Annotated in this window: 11 protein-coding genes; 6 read left to right on the forward strand and 5 right to left on the reverse strand. The window is 42.3% G+C overall.

What is annotated here, in order from left to right:
- Positions 1-242 precede the first annotated feature (242 nt).
- On the forward strand, positions 243-851 hold the full coding sequence (locus ACVBIU_RS10290; protein WP_447163656.1) for an imm11 family protein: 609 nt from the start codon (positions 243-245) through the stop codon (positions 849-851).
- A gap of 137 nt (positions 852-988) precedes the next feature.
- Here the strand turns inward: ACVBIU_RS10290 and ACVBIU_RS10295 are convergent, their stop codons facing one another.
- The 3 genes from ACVBIU_RS10295 to ACVBIU_RS10305 form a co-directional block, all read right to left on the reverse strand.
- Positions 989-2,611 carry a response regulator gene (locus ACVBIU_RS10295; protein WP_447161879.1) on the reverse strand — a complete coding sequence of 541 codons (1,623 nt, stop codon included), beginning with the start codon at positions 2,609-2,611 and terminating at the stop codon, positions 989-991.
- A gap of 213 nt (positions 2,612-2,824) precedes the next feature.
- A complete protein-coding gene (locus ACVBIU_RS10300) occupies positions 2,825-6,361 on the reverse strand; it encodes an ATP-binding protein (RefSeq protein ID WP_447163655.1) in 3,537 nt (1,178 codons plus the stop codon).
- 281 nt (positions 6,362-6,642) lie between these two features.
- Complete coding sequence (locus tag ACVBIU_RS10305) at positions 6,643-7,599, reverse strand: AEC family transporter (RefSeq protein ID WP_447163654.1); 957 nt, start codon at positions 7,597-7,599, stop codon at positions 6,643-6,645.
- Positions 7,600-7,744: 145 nt separating this feature from the next.
- On the opposite strand from ACVBIU_RS10305, the gene ACVBIU_RS10310 reads away from it, so the two are divergent.
- Complete coding sequence (locus ACVBIU_RS10310) at positions 7,745-8,647, forward strand: LysR substrate-binding domain-containing protein (protein ID WP_447161876.1); 903 nt, start codon at positions 7,745-7,747, stop codon at positions 8,645-8,647.
- A 188-nt stretch (positions 8,648-8,835) separates the two neighbouring features.
- Here the strand turns inward: ACVBIU_RS10310 and ACVBIU_RS10315 are convergent, their stop codons facing one another.
- Positions 8,836-9,441, reverse strand: coding sequence for a YjaG family protein (locus tag ACVBIU_RS10315; protein ID WP_447161875.1), 606 nt, complete (start codon positions 9,439-9,441; stop codon positions 8,836-8,838).
- Between the two features lies 1 nt (position 9,442).
- Positions 9,443-12,214 (reverse strand): two-component sensor histidine kinase BarA, encoded by a 2,772-nt coding sequence (barA, locus tag ACVBIU_RS10320; protein ID WP_447163653.1) that lies wholly within the window; start codon positions 12,212-12,214, stop codon positions 9,443-9,445.
- Between the two features lie 117 nt (positions 12,215-12,331).
- Between barA and rlmD the strand changes: the two genes are divergently transcribed.
- From rlmD to ACVBIU_RS10340, 4 genes are all read left to right on the forward strand, one after another.
- Entirely contained in the window at positions 12,332-13,681 is a 1,350-nt protein-coding gene (gene rlmD / locus ACVBIU_RS10325; RefSeq protein WP_447161873.1) for a 23S rRNA (uracil(1939)-C(5))-methyltransferase RlmD, read from the forward strand.
- A gap of 216 nt (positions 13,682-13,897) precedes the next feature.
- Positions 13,898-16,105 carry a GTP diphosphokinase gene (gene relA / locus ACVBIU_RS10330; RefSeq protein ID WP_447161872.1) on the forward strand — a complete coding sequence of 736 codons (2,208 nt, stop codon included), beginning with the start codon at positions 13,898-13,900 and terminating at the stop codon, positions 16,103-16,105.
- Positions 16,106-16,246: 141 nt separating this feature from the next.
- Positions 16,247-17,050, forward strand: coding sequence for a nucleoside triphosphate pyrophosphohydrolase (gene mazG / locus ACVBIU_RS10335; protein ID WP_447163652.1), 804 nt, complete (start codon positions 16,247-16,249; stop codon positions 17,048-17,050).
- A 115-nt stretch (positions 17,051-17,165) separates the two neighbouring features.
- The gene (locus ACVBIU_RS10340; RefSeq protein ID WP_447161870.1) at positions 17,166-18,806 is read left to right on the forward strand and encodes a CTP synthase; all 1,641 of its coding nucleotides are present in this window, start codon (positions 17,166-17,168) and stop codon (positions 18,804-18,806) included.
- The last annotated feature ends 21 nt before the right edge of the window (positions 18,807-18,827 follow it).

The raw sequence follows: 18,827 nt of genomic DNA on the forward strand, positions 1-18,827 counted from the left end.
TTGTTAGAAGGTGCTAGGTGCTTCATTTTGTATGAAGGGGAATAACAGGAGTGTTCATGCTACACAGCCGCTATGTATGAGATAACAATTGTGAGCAACTATTCGCAGTTACTATTTGAGTAAATATGCGAGCAACTAACAGTAATCTGATAAGAATGAGCTATCAGTTAGCAAATATCATTTATAAACCATGAGTTATCAATCATCACGTATCGAATATAGCGATAGTTTAAGAGTAAGCAATGACAACATATAATGATGAGTATTATATTGCTTTTCGTCCTCGTGGTGATGAGCTGGTATACATTCGGCCTGATAGAGAAACAGCGCAAAGAAAATATCATTACACAAAGCTAGTTAGCGGTGAACAACCATTGATTTTTTCTAATGGTTTTAGAGACGAAACAAATCAGAAACGGCCTTTAACGGATCTGTTTGTTGATACTTCAGGTTTATTGATAAACGATGAACTGAAGGACAAATTTAGCCAATACAAGATCGAGGGGATGCAAATTTACCCCGCTGTATTTATAGATGATACTAGCGTTTGGCATGATAGTTATTGGTATTTTGGCTTCTATAAAGAGTTGGACTGTATTGATCTTGTTAACTCCGAAATTGAAATGTTTTATTTTGACGATGACGATCTGCTTGAGGTAAAGCGCTATTCTCTGAATAAGACTGTATTAGATAGTATTGATGAAGCTAATCGTCTGATTTTTAAAGTTGCCAACTGCTCTAAGAGTTATGTTTTTTTTCATAAAAGCATCGTTGAGTTCATCTCTAATAGAGCGTTTTCTGGTGTTCAATTTATTAAAGTGTCTGACTTTAGAGAGGGCGATCAGTTTTAAATCTTATTACTACATATCGCAGAGTCATTAATAAGGTTAATGACTCTGCGCACTAACAAGAAGCCCTTGTTCAAAGTAGAGGTGCTGCACTCATTTTAAAGTGGCTTAATGGTTAGCTTTTCACTCGCAAAAAGCAGTTACTCAGCTTGGTTTGTACACTTATCGAGGGCTGATTGGTAATACTCTTGGTAATTGTTTGCTACGAGTTCTTCATCAACATACAGCTGCCTGATAACATTATCGCATCGAGCGATGATCTGCTGAACTTGCCCCGCGCCATATTGCCTAGGCCAAACATAAGACAATGACTTGATAATATTCAAGCACACGGTTTTTAGCAGTGGAGCCTTTTCATTTATTGCGAGGTAGGTTTCAAGCAGAGTTAATTTGTCTGCGCCGTTATTTTTTACGAAGGTGTATTGCTCTTTTAACCAGACTCGTTTTACTGCATTTCCCGTTTTCAAACTATCGAGCATCGCGACTTTACTCGAAAAAATAATCTGACTTGTCTCATAGCCTAAGGTTTCACTAGACCATTGGATTGCTAGATCAAATTCATTTTCAACACTCATAACATTCAGTAGCCAGGCATAATGAAATGCGGCGTAAAAGTGCTGAAAAGCCCCCTTAGAGTGTAAGCCCTTTAACATACTGATGGCACTGCGATAATAGCCTAACTCAATTGAGATATGAGCTTTAATAAGTGTGACTTCATTTTTAATTGACTCGTCTTTTGAGTCCATCAATAGCCGAAGGTGATGTTTCGCTTCTTCTATTAAGGTATTTCTTTTATGAGAAGTGCGGGCTGAATAGAGAATGGTACGGATCAAACTCAGTTTGGCGTATTCATTATTTCGGTAGGTATCTTTGTTGATCTCCAGATAAAGTCTAAAGCGCTCAAGTGCCTGATCATAGTCGTTAACTGAAAGGCAAAGGTTAACGATGATCTGCTCTCTTTCAGAATTACCCGGTACAAGTTGACTGGCTAGCTCTAGATGCGATATCGCCGTGGGAATATCGTTATTCTTAAGTTTTACATAGGCAGCTTCAGTTCTTACTCGCGTATCGTTGGGTAAAGAGATAAGCAATTGGTTGATAATACAATCGGCTTCCTCGGTTTGCCCTAGGTTTGCTAACGAGTTGGCTAATCCTACTTTAGCCCAGTCCAGATCTTTTTTGGCGAGTGTAGACTGGTACACTATTTTAGCCTGTTCATGACGCTCCAGCATCGTTAAGAATACGCCTCTAAAGCGTTGGATGACAAAGTAGTATTCAGGATGAAATGGTGCCATTTCGTCGCATAGTTGTAGCCCTTGGTGGGCATCTAATTTTCGCTCAGCAGTATAGAGACCTAATAATTTTTTTCTGCGCCTAATGGCGATAGATAAGCGATTTTTTAAGGTAATGGCATTGAAAGGCTTTAATAAATACTCGTCAGGTTTCAGTTCAAGAATAGGTCTGACAGTAGCGGACGAATTATCTCCCGTGACTAGTATAAATACGGCTTCATCGCTCAGCAGGTTTAGGTGCTTGAACTCCTCAAACAATTGCTTCCCATTCATGCCTACACCAAAGTTGAAATCACAAATAATTACATCAAACTGCTTATTTGCAGCAAGAGCGAGTGCCATTTTGGCGCTTTTTGATGTCAGCACGTCGGTTTCAGAAAAACCTAGCTTTACCAACATACTCTTGATGGTAAATAGAAATGTGGGGGCATCATCGATGATAAGTACTTTTAGTGTTTGAAACGATTGCATAGCAAATATTGTCCAGAAAGAAATGTTGACTGCAGTGCTCAGTAATAAAATCCGCGTTAAAACTCTATAGCAATATCTGATAATGTTGCTATTTTTTGCTTAGTTGCTTAGTTGCTTAGTTGCTTAGTTGCTTAGCCGCTTAACGACCTCATGAGGTCGTTAAGCAAAGGGGACTTTCATTTAGCCACGTAATTACGGTTAACATTCTAAGGCTTATTGATACTGGCTAATTAACCATTGATTGATTGTATTTACAACGGCATCAATCTCCGCGCTCAGTTGCTTAATTGCATCCGGTGCACCGTCGCAGTTAACTGATTCACAGTTAGCTGCTGCAGTGGCTAATTGAGTTAGCCCTAGTGCATTTGCTGCGCCTTTAATGCGGTGGCCTAATGCTGATAATGGAATAGCTTGCTCTGTTAGCTCGGCTTTATCTGCCAGTAATGAATCTCTGACGATGGCAGAAAGTTCGAGTTGTTCTTCAGCACTATAGTCACTTAGCCACTCCAGCTGCTCTTGGTTATCGCCATTGGTTTTCTCGGCGCAGTAACGCCCTAAAACTTCACTAAGCAAGATAAAAGAGTAAGGCTTATATAGTACCTCACTCATACCTGCCTGATTTGCTTTTTCAGCTGCAAGACGTGAGTCTTCAGCGGTGCAGCCGACGATAGCTAAGTTTTTAAATTCAGGCTTGGATCTCAACTGGCGCACCAGGTCATAACCATTAAGATTTGGCATATGACAGTCTGTTATAAGCAGTGATACATTGTTTTTATTGGATGCTAAGTAAAGTAGCGCTTCTAGCCCATCGTTGACGGTTACCACTTCTAGCCCAAGTTTGCTAAGCTGCTTTTGAAATAAAAAGCGGTTAATCGGATCATCATCAGCAACTAAAACCTTGCCTTGGTATTGTTTGCTTTTAGCCGCGATCATCTCTTTGCTTTGGTGATTAGATCGTAAGACTTGTCTTAATAACAGATCCGGATATACATTGCTTGTTTCTGCTGAGGATTCGACCGTCAACACATTTGTGGCACTTTGCTGTAAGGTGATCCCCCATAGTGTAAGCCAACTTTTAATAGCCTCGTCTTGAGCGTACGCCTCGCTGACAAGTCCTAGATCTAAAACTGAAAACTTTGCAGGTAAACTTACCAATACTTTAGTGCCTAGATTAAGCTGACTGGTTACAGATATTTGCCCGCCCATTAGTTCAACGAGGTGCTGAACAATTGACATGCCTAGTCCCGAACCTCCATATTTACGGTTAATACTGGCATCTGCTTGCACAAAAGGCTGAAATAGCTTCTGTTGTTGTTCGGGAGTCATACCACAACCACTGTCTTCAATAACTAATGAGAGTGTATTGCTAGTATTGCTAACAGAGACTTTGACAAATCCTTGTTGGGTAAATTTGATTGAATTACTGACCAGATTGTTGACTATTTGGCTAAGGCGTAACCAATCTAATTCTGCGCGGCATAGCGTGGTGGGTTGCCAATCAAGCTTAAAGTTAACCTGTTTAACCTTTATGTTTGCAGCCTGCAGTCTCAGCGTCGCCCCAAGCTCTTCAAATAAGCAGCTGTTGTAACAATCAAGTTGCAACTGGTCCGCTTCCATTTTGGAAAAGTCTAAAATATCGTTCACTAAACCTTTTAATCGTTCAGCGGAAGCCTGAGCATTTTTCATTAACTCTTTATTCTTTGATGACTTGAGTTCAGGGCTAAGCAGTTCCATTAGGCCCATCATTGCTGCTAAGGGGGTTCTTAGCTCGTGACTGATAATGGCTAAAAATGACTCTCGGGTTTTTAAGGCTTCAATAGCTTGTCGTTTAGATGCTTTTAGCTCAGTAAAATCAGTAAAAACGGTGATGTGATACGCTTGGCCATCATTATGATGCACCACTTCTCGAGACACTCGATAATACTTGCCAGCAACAAAGCATTCGTTATTCGATGTTATTAGCCCTTCATTGGTCATATTTGACCGCTGTGCAGTTTCGCTATCGAGATAGGCACAAGGCACGGCGTTAGCTTTGTAGTCGTTATATGCTTGATTAGACAATAACGGTTTACCACTGGCGTCAGAAATAATCACCATGCCTGGAAAACTGTTCAATATGCTGGTTAACCACTGCATTTCATCATTAGACTTTTTGCCATTAGCGATAGCTTCTGATAAATATACTTTTAGCTTCTTATTCCATAAAAAACCGATAAAAACAGAAGCAATAGCAATTAATAACAATAAGATAATGGTATTTATTGTTTGCGCTTTATCATAGCCATAGAGTGTATGGATCTTTTGATGATTTTGAACGGCTAAGTGAATTTCATTTTTTGTGGTGACAGCGATTGCCACATCAAGCATATTTCTTAAGGCAAGTGATGTTGAGCTGAGTTTTATACACATGAGACTTTCTAGCGGCGGTTGTTCACCTATGACTAACTCGAAGTCTTCACCGGCACCATAGTACAGATATTGCTGCGCAGTGGTTTCAGGTATGTACGCGTGGGTGATAACACCATCTTTTATATCGTTTTTTAACGCTGTAAAATCTGAATAAATCGCAGGTGTACTGTCAAGGAAATCGAATGTATCTTGTATAGATATATGATTGGTGCGATCGAGTATTGCTATTTTAGTTTGGGTGTATGGCTTTTTGGTACGGATATACGACCACTTTACCGTATAAAAAGGCTGCGTCGAACTGGTATTGGGCTGAGCAATAAAGCGTCCGGGAATGAAGTCAACAATCGCTTGTTCAAGCATTGCATCAACATCCCTGCCATCTGGGTACACATATTCAAAATTCAAACCCGTTTTGCGAGCATAAATTTTCATGATGTCATGAATGTAGCCTGAGATCTCCCCAGTTTCTTTTTGAATGTACGACAGTGGATATAGGTTTTCTTCGATCGTATAGCGAATCGTATCTCTGTTGTATTGCTGATAGATAGCTTTGATGGCTAGCTTATTGTGCAACAAACTTAAATTTTTGAAATTAAAAGGCTGTATCGCGGGACTGTCTTGGTTTTGTTGCAGATATTGATTCAATATCTGCATTAAAGTCAGGTTGTTTTTAGCGACAATAAATGATGATTCGATAGGTTTTGCATCTTCATGAAATACAATGTCCCCTAGCCAGTCATGAGTTGTGACAGTTTGATAGTAATGGTGGACGGCACCAAAATGTATCACTGCAGCATCGGCCTTACCTGTCGATAACTGGTGTATTAAGCTTTTGATTGAATCGACTTTAATCAGTGATTTGTAGCCACGTTTTGCGCTAATGTCACAAGAAAATGAGCCTTTAATACATATCCAGTTTAACTTAGAGGGGGCGGTGTCGCGATAAGTTGAGTTACTTAACCAGTTTAATTGATAGTTTTTAAATACAGGTTGAGAGAACAGCAGCTTCTTTTCTCGCTCAGTCGTTGGTGAAAACCCAAGGGATAAGTCTGCTTCTCCAGATGCAACGGCCTCAATAAGTGTATCTAAGCTACTATATTCTTTAAATTCAATCTGGATGTCCAACTGCTGACCCAGTTCAGCGATGTAATCGGCATACCGCCCTTGATAGCCTGAAGCCATGTTCCAGTGAGTGCGAAGCCCTTCGCTAGGCTTAGCAACAACCAGTACTTTTTTATTTTGCAGAAAGGCTTTCTCTTGTGGTTCAAGTTCGAAAGATTGTGCGAACGCAGAGCTTAAAAGCGTTGTGAGTAACAAGAAAAAACCAGCAAACTTTGTCATTTTTTGAGCGGTGTATGAAAAAAGGTTGCGAATAGTAATCTACAAATCACTTTTTGACCAATCAATTTTTACGAAAATCATGTTTTATAAAACCAGCATTCATGGCGTTAAAGCGAATGTAAAATCGCTTTGGTTAAAATGCACTTACTGGTTGGTTTTGCGTATTTTTTCGTTAATTTTTTGCTGGTGCGCGTTGCTGGTAATTTAATCTGTTGGTGGTTTTTACGTTGCTTATTAACAGCAAGGTTTTAGCTTTATACGTCATTTTACTATCTAGCTAATTAATGAGCTAGATATGTTTCCAGCATGGGCAAAGTCACAAAGGTAATTAGGGTGCCAAGTAAGATCCCTTGAGCACTGGTTATGACTTGGGTTTGATACCTTTGTGCCAACAGGTAGACACTGGCGGCAGTGGGGAGCGCAGCTAGTATGACTCCCATAGCAACTAGTTGTGGTTCTACATTCAATCCACGCATGATGATATAGGTCATTAGCGGCTGGAAAAATAATTTAGCAGAGTTAATTAAGCTTATTTCTAAGGCCTGTTTAAGGCTCATAAAATGTCGAGAGGTTTGATATTGGCTCGATTTTGCTAACACCATTCCGATGGTAAATAACGCACAAGGACTGGATGTCATACCTAATTGATGAACCATTAGCGCTAAACTGTCAGGTAGCTTAAGGTTAAGGGCTGAGAGACTAATACCTATTAAGCTGCCGATGACAATCGGATTCCTCATTAATGCCGTGATGATGATCTTAGCGGGTGAGGCTTTATTGGTTTGCTTGGTGATCTCCAGTGATACCAGCGCGATAGCAAAGACAAGCACTGATAATAAACTGGCTATTGCCGCCGCAGTGAGTGCGATTTGTTCATCAGGAAATAGCATCGCCATAAGTGGAATACCAATAAAAGCCGTGTTGCCAAACGTTGCATTTAGAGCGCGCATGGTAGCGATAGCACTGCTCTTAGGGTTAACAAATAGTGATAACAGATAACTTAAACCATAGCTTGCTAGCATGGCTAAGCTAAAGCCTAGGATGAAACCCCAATGCATAATGTCATTTATGGGGGTCTGCGCTAGAGTGATCAACATGATGGCAGGGAAAGCAATATAATAGACATATTGGTTTAAGACTTGGTCAGTCTCAACGGGCAAGAGTTTTAATTTTTGTATTAAGGTGCCCATCAGCATAATACCGAAAACAGCAAGTAGTGGTGTTAGTGTTGCTGACATATTGTTCTCTAATGTATCTAATTTAAGATAAGTAAAATGGGATAAAGTTGAGCCAGAACATTACCATAATTATGCATTAGTATAATATTGACCTTAGGTCGAATCTCGGCCTGCTATTGTGTTTTAAACTTCGGGAATGATATCGATGAGTACCAATTTTGGCTTGGAGCTACAGCTAATCTACCAATTTGTCCATCTGGTGAATGCGGGCAGTTTTTCGCAGGCAGCCAAAGAGCTCGATATGCCAATTGCTACAGTGAGCCGTAAACTGACGAAGTTAGAAACAGTGTTAGATAAACAGCTGCTGATGCGTAATACCCGCAAACTGAGGTTGACTGAAGAGGGCATTGCACTATTTCAGCAATATCAATCTATTATCTCACAGTTTGACGGTATCAGTGGCTCAACGGTAGATAAGCCTGAGGGTACGCTACGCATTGCTGCCCCCGTGTCGATAATCTCGATGATTTTTATTAAGACGCTGAATGACTTTTGTGAAGCTTATCCTGATATTCAATTGCATATTGCGCAAAACAATAACGTCATCGACTTAATTGATGAAGGCGTCGATGTGGCGATTGTCGGAGGGACTCAGCCTGATTCATCTTGGATCTCTAGTTCGCTCGGTGTGCTCAATTATGGCTTATTCGCATCACCACAATATATCAATAATGCGCCCACATTAACCCATCCAAGGGAGCTTGCTGAACACGCATTAATTAAAGTGTGGCCGCTATATAACTGGTCACTTAAGCACCCCAATGGTGACGCTTTTTATTATGATGGTAAGGCCAAACTGACATTAAGTGACTTGCATGGCGCTGTAGAGGCGACGGTTGATGATGGCGGTATTCTTTATGGACCAGAATTATTTGTAAAGCAACAGCTTAAATCTGGGACACTGCAGGCATTGCTACCCGAGTGGATTGGTGAGAAGAGGCGGATCTCTATCTTGTATCATCAGAGAAGCCATCAACCATTAAAGGTTAAACTGTTTATTGAATTTATGCAGTTGAAGGCGGATAGTCTATTTTCAATGCAGAGTTGAGGTCTAAGACCTAAGACTGCAGTATTTTTGGGCTTGATAACGTAGCCTTAGCTTGAAGTCTCTGTTTTAATTCAGGGTCTGAAAGCGGCGGCTTTTAATGTGAGTTGTAGGCTTGCGATGATAAACCGCCAATAAAAAAGCGCACGGGTGTGAACCTCTGTGCGCTTAGTTAAACGGGTATGTTTAGCTTATCGACTTGCTTCGATACCAATGTTAGAAACACCAATTTCAACAATTTCTCGGCGCAGTTCTTTAATAAACTCGGCCTTCATGTTTGGGTTCTCTTCAATGATCTCTAAAAGAGAGCTTTGCATCTCTTTTTCTTCTTGCATCACTTCATGGCTAAAGATGTAATCATCTAATGCATCTTCATTATCAAACTCTTGCTCACAAGTTGCTTCGATATAGTTAGCGACCGTGGCTGATGACAACTTGCTGATATTAACAATATCTTCTTCTACTTTGCTCTGTAGCGCACTGATCAGCGAAGTTAACGCAACGGCGGCATCCATTGCTGGATAAACACCATAAACATCAAAATCGGCAGGCTCTGGGGTATTGGCTTCAAGTCGCTCAAGGTAGATGTCGATATTGAGTTTTAGCTTGCTGTCGTACATCGACTGCCAAAGCAGGTTTAGTAAGGTATCGAGTACCTTAGGGTCGCCAAATTCGCATACTTCTGAAAACAGCTGATAGTTAGGCAGCATGCGTTGGCATAGGGCAACCGCAAAAAGCTTTTTTTGAGGTAACTCTAATGCTTTTAGGCGTTTAAAAAATCCCTGTTTGTTTGTCATCTTATATATCCACTGATAGCTGGGAGATCACTTGATTAGCGGCAGATTCTACCTTAGTTAACTCATCAAGTAACTCTAGTATTTCCGGTTCTACATCGTCTATTGTCACGCCGCGCTTTAATCCAGATTCTATTTCTCGACAAAGATTCTGCGTAGTTGGCACGCCGCAATAACAACAAGCTCCATGAAGCTTATGGATGCATGCGAGCATTTTATCATTGTCTGAACTTGAAAGGGCACCTTCTATCTGCTCAATTGTCTCTGGTAATGACTTTAACAGCATCTTTAACATGTCTAACGCTAAGTCTGGCTTATTATTGGCCTGGGTCAAACAAAGGTCCCAATTTAATGTGCGTTGATCAAAGTGCGTAAACTTAGGTTTGGTTTTCCACCGAGTGATAACCCCTTTTAACGCCGCCTCATCAATAGGCTTTGGTAAGTAGCCATCCATTCCACTAGACGAGATCCGTTCTCGTTCTTCGGCAATAGCGTGAGCGGTAACAGCAATAATTGGCGTGTTACGGTTAGAAGAGCTATGTCTGATCTGTTTGGTTGCGGTGATACCATCAGTCCCCGGCATCTGAATATCCATAAAGATAAGATCGTAACTACGTTCCTTGGCGAGCTTGACGGCTAATTCACCATTATCTGCAACTTGAACTTGGGTGACTAATTCTTTTAATAACGTATCAATCAGTTTTAGGTTTGCGGGGTTATCGTCGACGGCAAGAACGCTTAAGTTTTCACGTTTTGCTGGCGTAAGTGCTGGCCCGATAGGAAGAAGCGTTTCGTTCATTAAGCTGGAATGCTGACCAAGTAGTGAGCTTGAAAGCAGCCTTTCTCCCACAGGCATAGAAAGTTGCTTATCGATATAAGATCGCATCTGGGAGAAAACCGCTTCTTGCTCGGCACAATCAGAGACGAGCAGTAAGTAATCGATTTTAGACTTTGCAAGTTTTAGTACCTCAGCGGGTTGTCCGGTAGCTGCCACTGCGCGGCAACTCAGCAGACCAAAATCAAAAACATGATTTGATTGCGTGGTAATAAACTCTAACTGTTTAATATTTTTAGCGATAGAGACCTTTAAGCCCCAGCGCTGTAACATTCGCTCTATGGCATGTCGTGAAAGGTTGCTAGGCTCAAATAGCAGGATGCTCTTACCCTCTAATGTCGTTAACGGTAAGGTGTCATTAATTGGATATTGACTAATATTTAATGGAAGAGAAAACCAGAAGGTAGAGCCTTGTTTCACTTCTGAATAGCAGCCAATTTGCCCTCCCATGCGGTTAACTAAGCGTTTAGTAATAACCAGCCCAAGACCTGTACCACCAAAGCGGCGCGATATTGATGAATCTGCCTGACCAAAGGCCTGAAATAGTGACGACTGCTGCTGCTCATCAATACCAATACCCGTGTCTATCACCTCACAGCGCAGATGAACTTTTTGATCTTTTATCTCTTCAAGTTGTAGCTTTAACTGCACGCTGCCCTTATCGGTAAATTTAATTGCGTTACCGACTAAGTTGGTGATCACCTGGCTAAAGCGCATGGCATCACCGGTGACATCTTCTGGGATGCGAGCGTCGACATCGATAACTAACTCAAGCTCTTTTTCGCGCGCAGTGCTCGATAACATGGTAACGGTTTCTTCTAATGTTTCGCGAAGAGAGAAAGGAATATTCTCGAGTATCATTTTACCGGCCTCGAGTTTAGAAAAATCAAGAATATCGTTAATAATGCCGAGCAGGTTGGTTGCGCTGCGCTCTATGGTACGAATATAGTCTTGCTGACTTGAGTGCAGTGGGGTTTTTAATAACTGCTTAGCAAAACCAATCACTCCGTTAAGCGGCGTTCTTAGCTCGTGAGACATGTTAGCTAAGAACTCAGATTTGATGCGGCTAGCTTCTTGAGCCCGCTTCTTTGCCATGTCTAACTCGACGTTTTGGATCTCAATTTGCTCTAGTGTTTCACGCAAATCTGAGGTTGCCTGATCGATATTTTGCTGCATCTCATCGTGGTATTCAGAGAGCGAGCCTGCCATCGCATTAATACCGCGCTTAAGCAGATCAAGCTCGCCAATCAAGTTGCCGGTTAAACGGGTATCGAGTTTGCCTTCACGGATTTTAGCAACTACACGCACCATCTCTGTAATTGGCTGAGTGACGTTTTTAACCAGACGAAAAGTAAAGAACAGATTTAGCTGCACACCGATTAATACAATAATAAAGGCTGCTACGGCAGCGCGGTGTTGCTGTAGTAGTGCATTCTCTTTATTGATCAAGATGGCAATATAGCCAATTTTTATGATGTCTTGACCAATTTGCTGGTTTTTATCGAAGCCTTGAACGGGAGCATTACTGCTCTTAAAGATGGGGGCGCGCAAAATCATGCTGTCGCCGACTTGTTCAAGCTCAGTGCGTAGCACAGAGTCTAAAGGCTTATCAAAGCGCATGACTTCGTGATTTTTATAATGATGTGAGGTGACAACTACCCGGTTATTGTCGTCAAAGATGGCAATAAACTGCACCAATGAAGCTTTATTCAATTGCGCTGAGGTGATAAGTCTTTTGGTGGTTTCGAAATCTTTACTTTCAAGCCCAACTTCAGCGGCAATGGCCAGAGGCTCGATGATATTACTTGCTTGTTCTATGAGCGTATCTTCAAGTTCATAGAATCTATTTATGGTAAAATAGCTACCCAACAAGATCCCCACTAATATTGTAGGGGCTAACGCCAATACCAGAACCCACGAACGAAGGCTGTATTTGGTCATATTGTTGGCATTATTCATTCTTTGTAAAGGTTACCATTAAATAATAGTGTGGGTAACCGATAGACTGCCAGATATTAACCTGTGTTGGCCAGTTTTTTTATCTATTTAGAGAGCAAAATGGCACAATTTTTTAAAGCAAAACCAAATAGATCTAAGCAATTATCGTCAAAGTTATCGCTGAAAGTGACTCAACTTGATCATCTTGGTGCGGGTATAGCGCATCACGATGGCAAGATTGTGTTTATTAATGGCTCGCTGCCGGGTGAGACGGTATCGGTACAGTTGACTGAGCAAAAGAAGAAGTTTGCTCGAGCTAAGTTACTTAAAATAGAGCAAGCCTCGGCCGAACGCGTTGAGGCGGCATGTCCGCACTACCAACTGTGTGGTGGTTGTGACTTACAGCACCTTGATATCGCAGCACAGCGTAAACATAAAGCCAACACCTTAGTGGATTTGGTGCATAAGTTTTCTCAGGCTCAGGCTAGCGAACTTAGCGACACCATAAGTGATAACGCTTGGCATTATCGACGTCGTGCTCGCTTAGCGACCTGGTATGACAAAAATACCAAGCACATCAGTCTTGGATTTAGAGCGAGTAGCAGTAGTGATGTTGTCGAAATTCAATCCTGTGCGGTGTTGGCAGAGCCTTTATCCGCTTTGATCCCAGACCTTGCGTTTCTGCTTAATCAGTTAAGCGGTAAAAAAGCACTGGGTCACGTCGAACTGACTCAGGCTGATAACGGTAATTTTGTTGTGCTTCGAGTCACTAAAATATTTTCGGATAAAGATAAGGCTCGCCTTGTCGAGTTTGCTGAAAAGCATGGCGTGATTGTTTTGCTGCAAGGTGATGAGGGCGAATGCGAGCATCTCAATGGGCCTGGGCTACAAGCTTACTATGGTTTTACGTCAGAGGCAGATGATGCCGATATCAAGCTGAATTTTTCGGCGGGTAACTTTATTCAAGTTAATGACGCAGTCAACCAGGCTATGGTTAAGCAAGCGGTACAATGGTTATCACCTCAAGCGGGTGAGCGAGTATTAGATCTATTTTGCGGGATCGGTAATTTTAGCCTGCCACTAGCCAAAGGCGGCGCCGAGGTGATTGGTGTGGAAGGTGTGCCAGCGATGGTTGAGCAAGCACGAGTCAATGCTAAGCAAAGTGGTTTAGATAACGTTTCCTTCTATCATGCAGATTTGAGTGCTGACCTATCAAAAGAGCCTTGGCTTGGTAAGGTCGATAAGATGCTTATCGACCCGGCACGAGCAGGCGCTTATGAAAGTATGCAGTCGCTTAAGAAGCTCAAGCCAAAAGCATTAGTGTATGTTTCGTGTAATCCAGCGAGCCTTGCCCGTGATAGTGAAGTGATTTTAAAGCAAGGTTATAAGCTTAAAAAAATTGGCTTAATCGATATGTTCCCTCAAACCCATCACTTAGAGTCGATGGCGCTGTTTGAGTTAGGGAAATAAACAAAAAGACACAAAAAGATACATTTAATGAAACGTTTTGCTTAAATATAACCCATACAAATCAAACTCTGGTGTTATAGCTGTTTTTAGTCGCAATTGTCAGCTTTTGTTCATTGACAATAATCGCTGAATGCTGAAGATAGAGCGTATAAATTAAAAAGATATAGTTAAGCGGTTGTTAACCTCTATCTGCGGTATGTAAAGGAATTAAATACGATGGTATCTGTTCGTGAAGCACATTTTAGCGCCCCTGATTTTCAACTCGAAGAGTGGGTGCAACGTTATATAAGTGATGCTTCGGAAGCTCAAACTCTTTTGGCCTTAATTGAACGGGTCGAACTGCTCGTGGGACAAAAGAAAGAGGCGAGCGTTACCGTATTAAATCGCGCGCGTGAGATGATAGAAATCCTCGCGCCATTGAATATGGATATTGAAACCCTACAGGCTGCCATTTTGTTTGTGGTATTTGATGCAGGGCTTATCACTCAAGAAGATATTGAAGAGCAGTTCGGCGCTAAACTCGCGATACTGGTTTCTAGCGTTGAGACCATGAATGCCATTGGCGCGTTAAAGATAGATAATCAAACCCGTAATGGCGAGCCGCAAATCGACAATATTCGCAAGATGTTGTTAGCGATGGTGGAAGATGTGCGCGCGGTAGTGATTAAACTTGCCGAGCGTATTTGCCTATTGCGAGAAATAAAGAATGCCGACGAAGAGGTTAAGGTGCTTATCGCGCGTGAAATTGCCGATATCTATGCCCCACTGGCTAACCGACTCGGTATTGGTCAGCTTAAGTGGGAACTAGAAGATATTTCATTTCGCTACCTGCATCCGCAGACATATAAAGATATTGCTAAGCAACTAGATGGCAAGCGCCTCGATAGAGAAACCTTTATCGATGACTTTGTTAGTCAGCTGCAAGCCCGTTTAGATAAAGACCATATTCGTGCAAAAGTGTATGGTAGGCCAAAGCATATTTATAGCATTTGGAAAAAGATGAAAGGCAAGCAGCTTAAGTTTGATGAGCTGTTTGACGTACGTGCGGTGCGAATCGTCACGGACCGCTTGCAAGACTGTTATGGCGCCTTAGGTGTGGTGCATACGCTTTGGCATCATATTCCACGAGAATTTGATGATTACGTCGCTAACCCTAAACCAAACGGTTATCAGTCTATTCATACGGTTGTTGTCGGGCCAGAAGATAAAACGGTTGAGATCCAAATCCGCACCGAGCAGATGCATGAAGATGCTGAGCTTGGCGTTGCGGCGCATTGGAAATATAAAGAAGGTAGCGCAAGCGGAAAGCAAAGCGGTTATGAAGAGAAGATCAACTGGCTACGTAAGATCTTGCAATGGCAAGAAGATGTGGCTGAAAGCGGTAACTTAGTTGATGAAGTGCGTAGCCAGGTATTTGAAGACCGTGTTTATGTGTTTACCCCAAGTGGCGAAGTGGTTGACTTGCCGTTAGGTTCAACGGTGCTAGATTTTGCCTATTATATTCACTCCCATGTTGGGCATAAGTGTATTGGCGCTAAAGTTGACGGCCGTATTGTACAGTTTACTTATCAAGTGGAAACGGGCCAGCGTATAGAGATTATAACCTCTAAGCACCCAAATCCTAAGCGGGATTGGCTTAACCCTAACTTGGGGTATATCAGAACTTCGCGTGCACGATCGAAAATTCTGCACTGGTTTAAACAGCAAGATAGAGATAAAAATATTGTTGCTGGTCGCGAAATGCTTGAAGCTGAGCTGGCTAAGATCCACTTACTCATCAAAGATGCTCAGTCTGCAGTTGAACGCTTCAATTTAGTGAGCATGGATGATTTACTGGCGGGTATTGGCGGCGGCGATGTGCGCCTTAATCAGGTTGTTAATCATGTTCAAAGCCGTTTACGCACTAAAGATTTAAGTGATGAAGCCGCGGTTGAAGACTTAGTTAAAAAGAGTCAAAGCAAGTCGATTAAAAAAGGCAAAGGCCAAGTCGAAGTGAATGGTGTCGGCAACCTGATGAGCCATATTGCTAAGTGTTGTCAGCCGGTACCAGGTGATGAGATCTTTGGCTTTATCACAAAAGGCCGTGGCATTTCGGTCCATAGAGCGGATTGCGATCAAGTTAAAGAACTGGTTCGCGCATCACCTGAGCGTTCAGTTGAAGTGGTGTGGGGCGAAAACTATTCAGGCGGTTATAAAATCCGCTTGAGCATTGTAGCCAATGATCGCTCTGGTTTGCTCAGAGATTTAACCTCTGTGCTGGCGGCAGAAAAGACTCACGTAATGGCGTTGAGCTCAACATCTGATGTAAAAACTCAAACAGCGACTATTGAACTGGAGCTTGAGTTATATAACTTAGATGGTTTGTCTAAAGTACTCGCGAAAATAAATCAGGTCGATGGCGTAATGCAGGCCAGAAGAGTTTAATTGCTATAACGACAAACTTAACGGCAACTCAATAGTTGCCGTTTTTTATGGTTTACTCTTAACATCAATACTGGCTAAGGTATGCAGTCTTGTGGGCAATAAACACCAGGCGATATAAGAACAGGTTAATAGGAAAGTAAAATGACAAGCTTTGTTGGTGATACTCGCCCCCTACTCAATATTATGCACAAGCTGCGTGATCCTGATTCGGGTTGCCCTTGGGATAAGGCGCAGAGTTTTCAAACTATCGTCCCTTTTACTATCGAAGAGGCTTATGAAGTCGCCGATACCATTGAGCGTATGGCGCTTGATGAGTTGCCTGACGAGTTAGGTGATCTACTCTTTCAGGTGGTATTTTACTGCCAGTTGGGAAAAGAGCAGGGGCTTTTTGATTTCAATACCGTGGTTGAGCGGATATGCGATAAATTGACTCGCCGTCACCCCCATGTGTTTGAAGGATTAGCAACAATAAGTACTGATGAGATCAAGCAAAACTGGGAACAGTTAAAAGCTTTAGAGCGCAGCGAACGTGCACTCTATTCTGTACTCGATGATATTCCACTGAGTTTGCCTGCATTATCACGCTCAATGAAAATTCAAAAGCGTGTTGCCCGAGTGGGTTTTGACTGGGCAGAGTTACCGCCGGTGGTTGCAAAAATCCATGAAGAGATCGATGAAGTGCTTTTTGAAGTTGAGCAAGAAAAAATCGATGCTCAAAAAGTGCAAGACGAAATGGGTGACTTATTGTTTGCCGTTGTGAACCTTGCCCGGCACTTAGGGGTTGAGCCTGAAAAGGCATTAAGGCAAGCAAATCATAAGTTTGAAAGACGATTTAGAGGTGTTGAAGCCTATGCGCAAGCGGACGGTCGCAGCATGAATGAACACTCATTAACGGAGCTAGATGGCTACTGGGATAAAGTAAAACTGGATGAGAGAAATAAATAACTTAGCTTTTAAGTTAATTCTAGTTTGTCGAATCACTGTTGCTTTGGTATAATATTGCCCCGTCCTAGTGCTTTCTTACAAGCACATATTTCCAACTCATTTTCTCAGGTTCAGCATGACTACAAGGTATATCTTCGTTACTGGTGGCGTGGTTTCATCACTAGGTAAAGGCATTGCAGCAGCTTCTTTGGCTGCAATATTAGAGGCTCGCGGCCTAAACGTAACCATTATGAAGCTGGATCCATACATTAACGTAGATCCAGGTACCATGAGTCCAACACAACACGGTGAAGTGTTTGTGACAGAAGACGGCGCTGAAACTGATCTAGATTTAGGTCACTATGAGCGTTTCATCCGTACCAAGATGAACCGTCGTAACAACTTTACTACGGGTCGTATTTATGAAGAAGTACTTCGTAAAGAACGTCGTGGTGACTACTTAGGTGCAACCATTCAGGTTATTCCACACATTACTAACGCTATCAAGGAAAAAGTCCTTGCTGGTGGCGAAGGTCATGATGTGGCGATTGTTGAGATTGGTGGCACGGTAGGTGATATTGAATCATTACCATTCCTAGAGTCTATCCGTCAGCTAGGCGTTGAGCTTGGCCGTGATAGAACCCTATTTATGCATTTGACGCTTGTTCCTTTCTTAGGCGCTGCGGGCGAAGTTAAGACTAAGCCAACACAGCACTCTGTAAAAGAGCTACGTTCTATCGGTATCGCTCCAGATGTGTTGGTTTGTCGTGGTGATCGCGCTATTCCTGCAAACGAGAAAGCTAAGATTTCTCTATTCTGTAACGTTGAAGAACGTGCAGTTATCTCACTAAAAGACGTAGACAGTATCTATAAGATCCCTGCACTACTAAAAGCACAAGGTCTAGACCAACTTGTGACCAAGCGTTTCGGCATCGATTGTAAAGAAGCCGATTTGTCTGAGTGGGAACAGGTTGTTTACCAAGAAGCTAACCCTGTAGGTGAAGTGACGATTGGTATGGTAGGTAAGTATATTGAACTACCTGATGCATATAAGTCAGTTAACGAAGCCTTAAAGCATGCGGGTCTATTTAATCGCGTATCAGTGAACATCAAGTATATTGATTCACAAAACGTAGAAGCTAAGGGTGATGAAGTTCTACAAGGCTTAGACGGTATCTTGGTTCCTGGCGGATTCGGTGAGCGCGGTGTTGAAGGTAAGATCATGGCGGCACAGTACGCTCGTGAAAATAACCTTCCATATTTTGGTATCTGTTTAGGTATGCAGGTTGCGTTGATTGAATTCGCACGCCATGTAGCGGGTCTTGAAGGCGCACACTCAACTGAGTTTGCACCAAATACACCGCATCCAGTTGTTGGTTTGATCACTGAGTGGATCAATGAAGATGGCCAAGTTGAAGAGCGTCATGAAGAGTCTGATTTAGGCGGTACTATGCGTCTAGGTGCTCAGCTATGTCACCTTGAAGAAGGCACTAAAGCTGCAAAGGCTTATAAATCGACAACCTGTGTAGAGCGTCATCGTCACCGTTACGAAGTGAATAACAATTATAAAGAGCGCCTTGAAAAAGCAGGCTTGATCTTTAGTGGTCTTTCATCAGACCGCTCACTGGTTGAAATGATTGAGTTGCCAAACCACCCATGGTTCGTAGCCGGTCAATTCCACCCAGAGTTTACATCGACTCCTCGCGATGGTCAGCCGTTATTTGAAGGGTTTGTTGCTGCCGCAGCTGCCTACCAGAAACGTGATTTAGAAGACTAAACAAAACACAACCGCTTCCAT

This window comes from Shewanella sp. 30m-14, assembly GCF_052977125.1.

What these genes read in the sequence shown, in the direction of transcription:
- ACVBIU_RS10290 (WP_447163656.1), top strand. Translation starts at nt 243, where the DNA reads ATGACAACATATAATGATGAGTATTATATTGCTTTTCGTCCTCGTGGT.
- ACVBIU_RS10295 (WP_447161879.1), bottom strand. Translation starts at nt 2,611, where the DNA reads ATGCAATCGTTTCAAACACTAAAAGTACTTATCATCGATGATGCCCCC.
- ACVBIU_RS10300 (WP_447163655.1), bottom strand. Translation starts at nt 6,361, where the DNA reads ATGACAAAGTTTGCTGGTTTTTTCTTGTTACTCACAACGCTTTTAAGC.
- ACVBIU_RS10305 (WP_447163654.1), bottom strand. Translation starts at nt 7,599, where the DNA reads ATGTCAGCAACACTAACACCACTACTTGCTGTTTTCGGTATTATGCTG.
- ACVBIU_RS10310 (WP_447161876.1), top strand. Translation starts at nt 7,745, where the DNA reads ATGAGTACCAATTTTGGCTTGGAGCTACAGCTAATCTACCAATTTGTC.
- ACVBIU_RS10315 (WP_447161875.1), bottom strand. Translation starts at nt 9,441, where the DNA reads ATGACAAACAAACAGGGATTTTTTAAACGCCTAAAAGCATTAGAGTTA.
- barA (WP_447163653.1), bottom strand. Translation starts at nt 12,214, where the DNA reads ATGACCAAATACAGCCTTCGTTCGTGGGTTCTGGTATTGGCGTTAGCC.
- rlmD (WP_447161873.1), top strand. Translation starts at nt 12,332, where the DNA reads ATGGCACAATTTTTTAAAGCAAAACCAAATAGATCTAAGCAATTATCG.
- relA (WP_447161872.1), top strand. Translation starts at nt 13,898, where the DNA reads ATGGTATCTGTTCGTGAAGCACATTTTAGCGCCCCTGATTTTCAACTC.
- mazG (WP_447163652.1), top strand. Translation starts at nt 16,247, where the DNA reads ATGACAAGCTTTGTTGGTGATACTCGCCCCCTACTCAATATTATGCAC.
- ACVBIU_RS10340 (WP_447161870.1), top strand. Translation starts at nt 17,166, where the DNA reads ATGACTACAAGGTATATCTTCGTTACTGGTGGCGTGGTTTCATCACTA.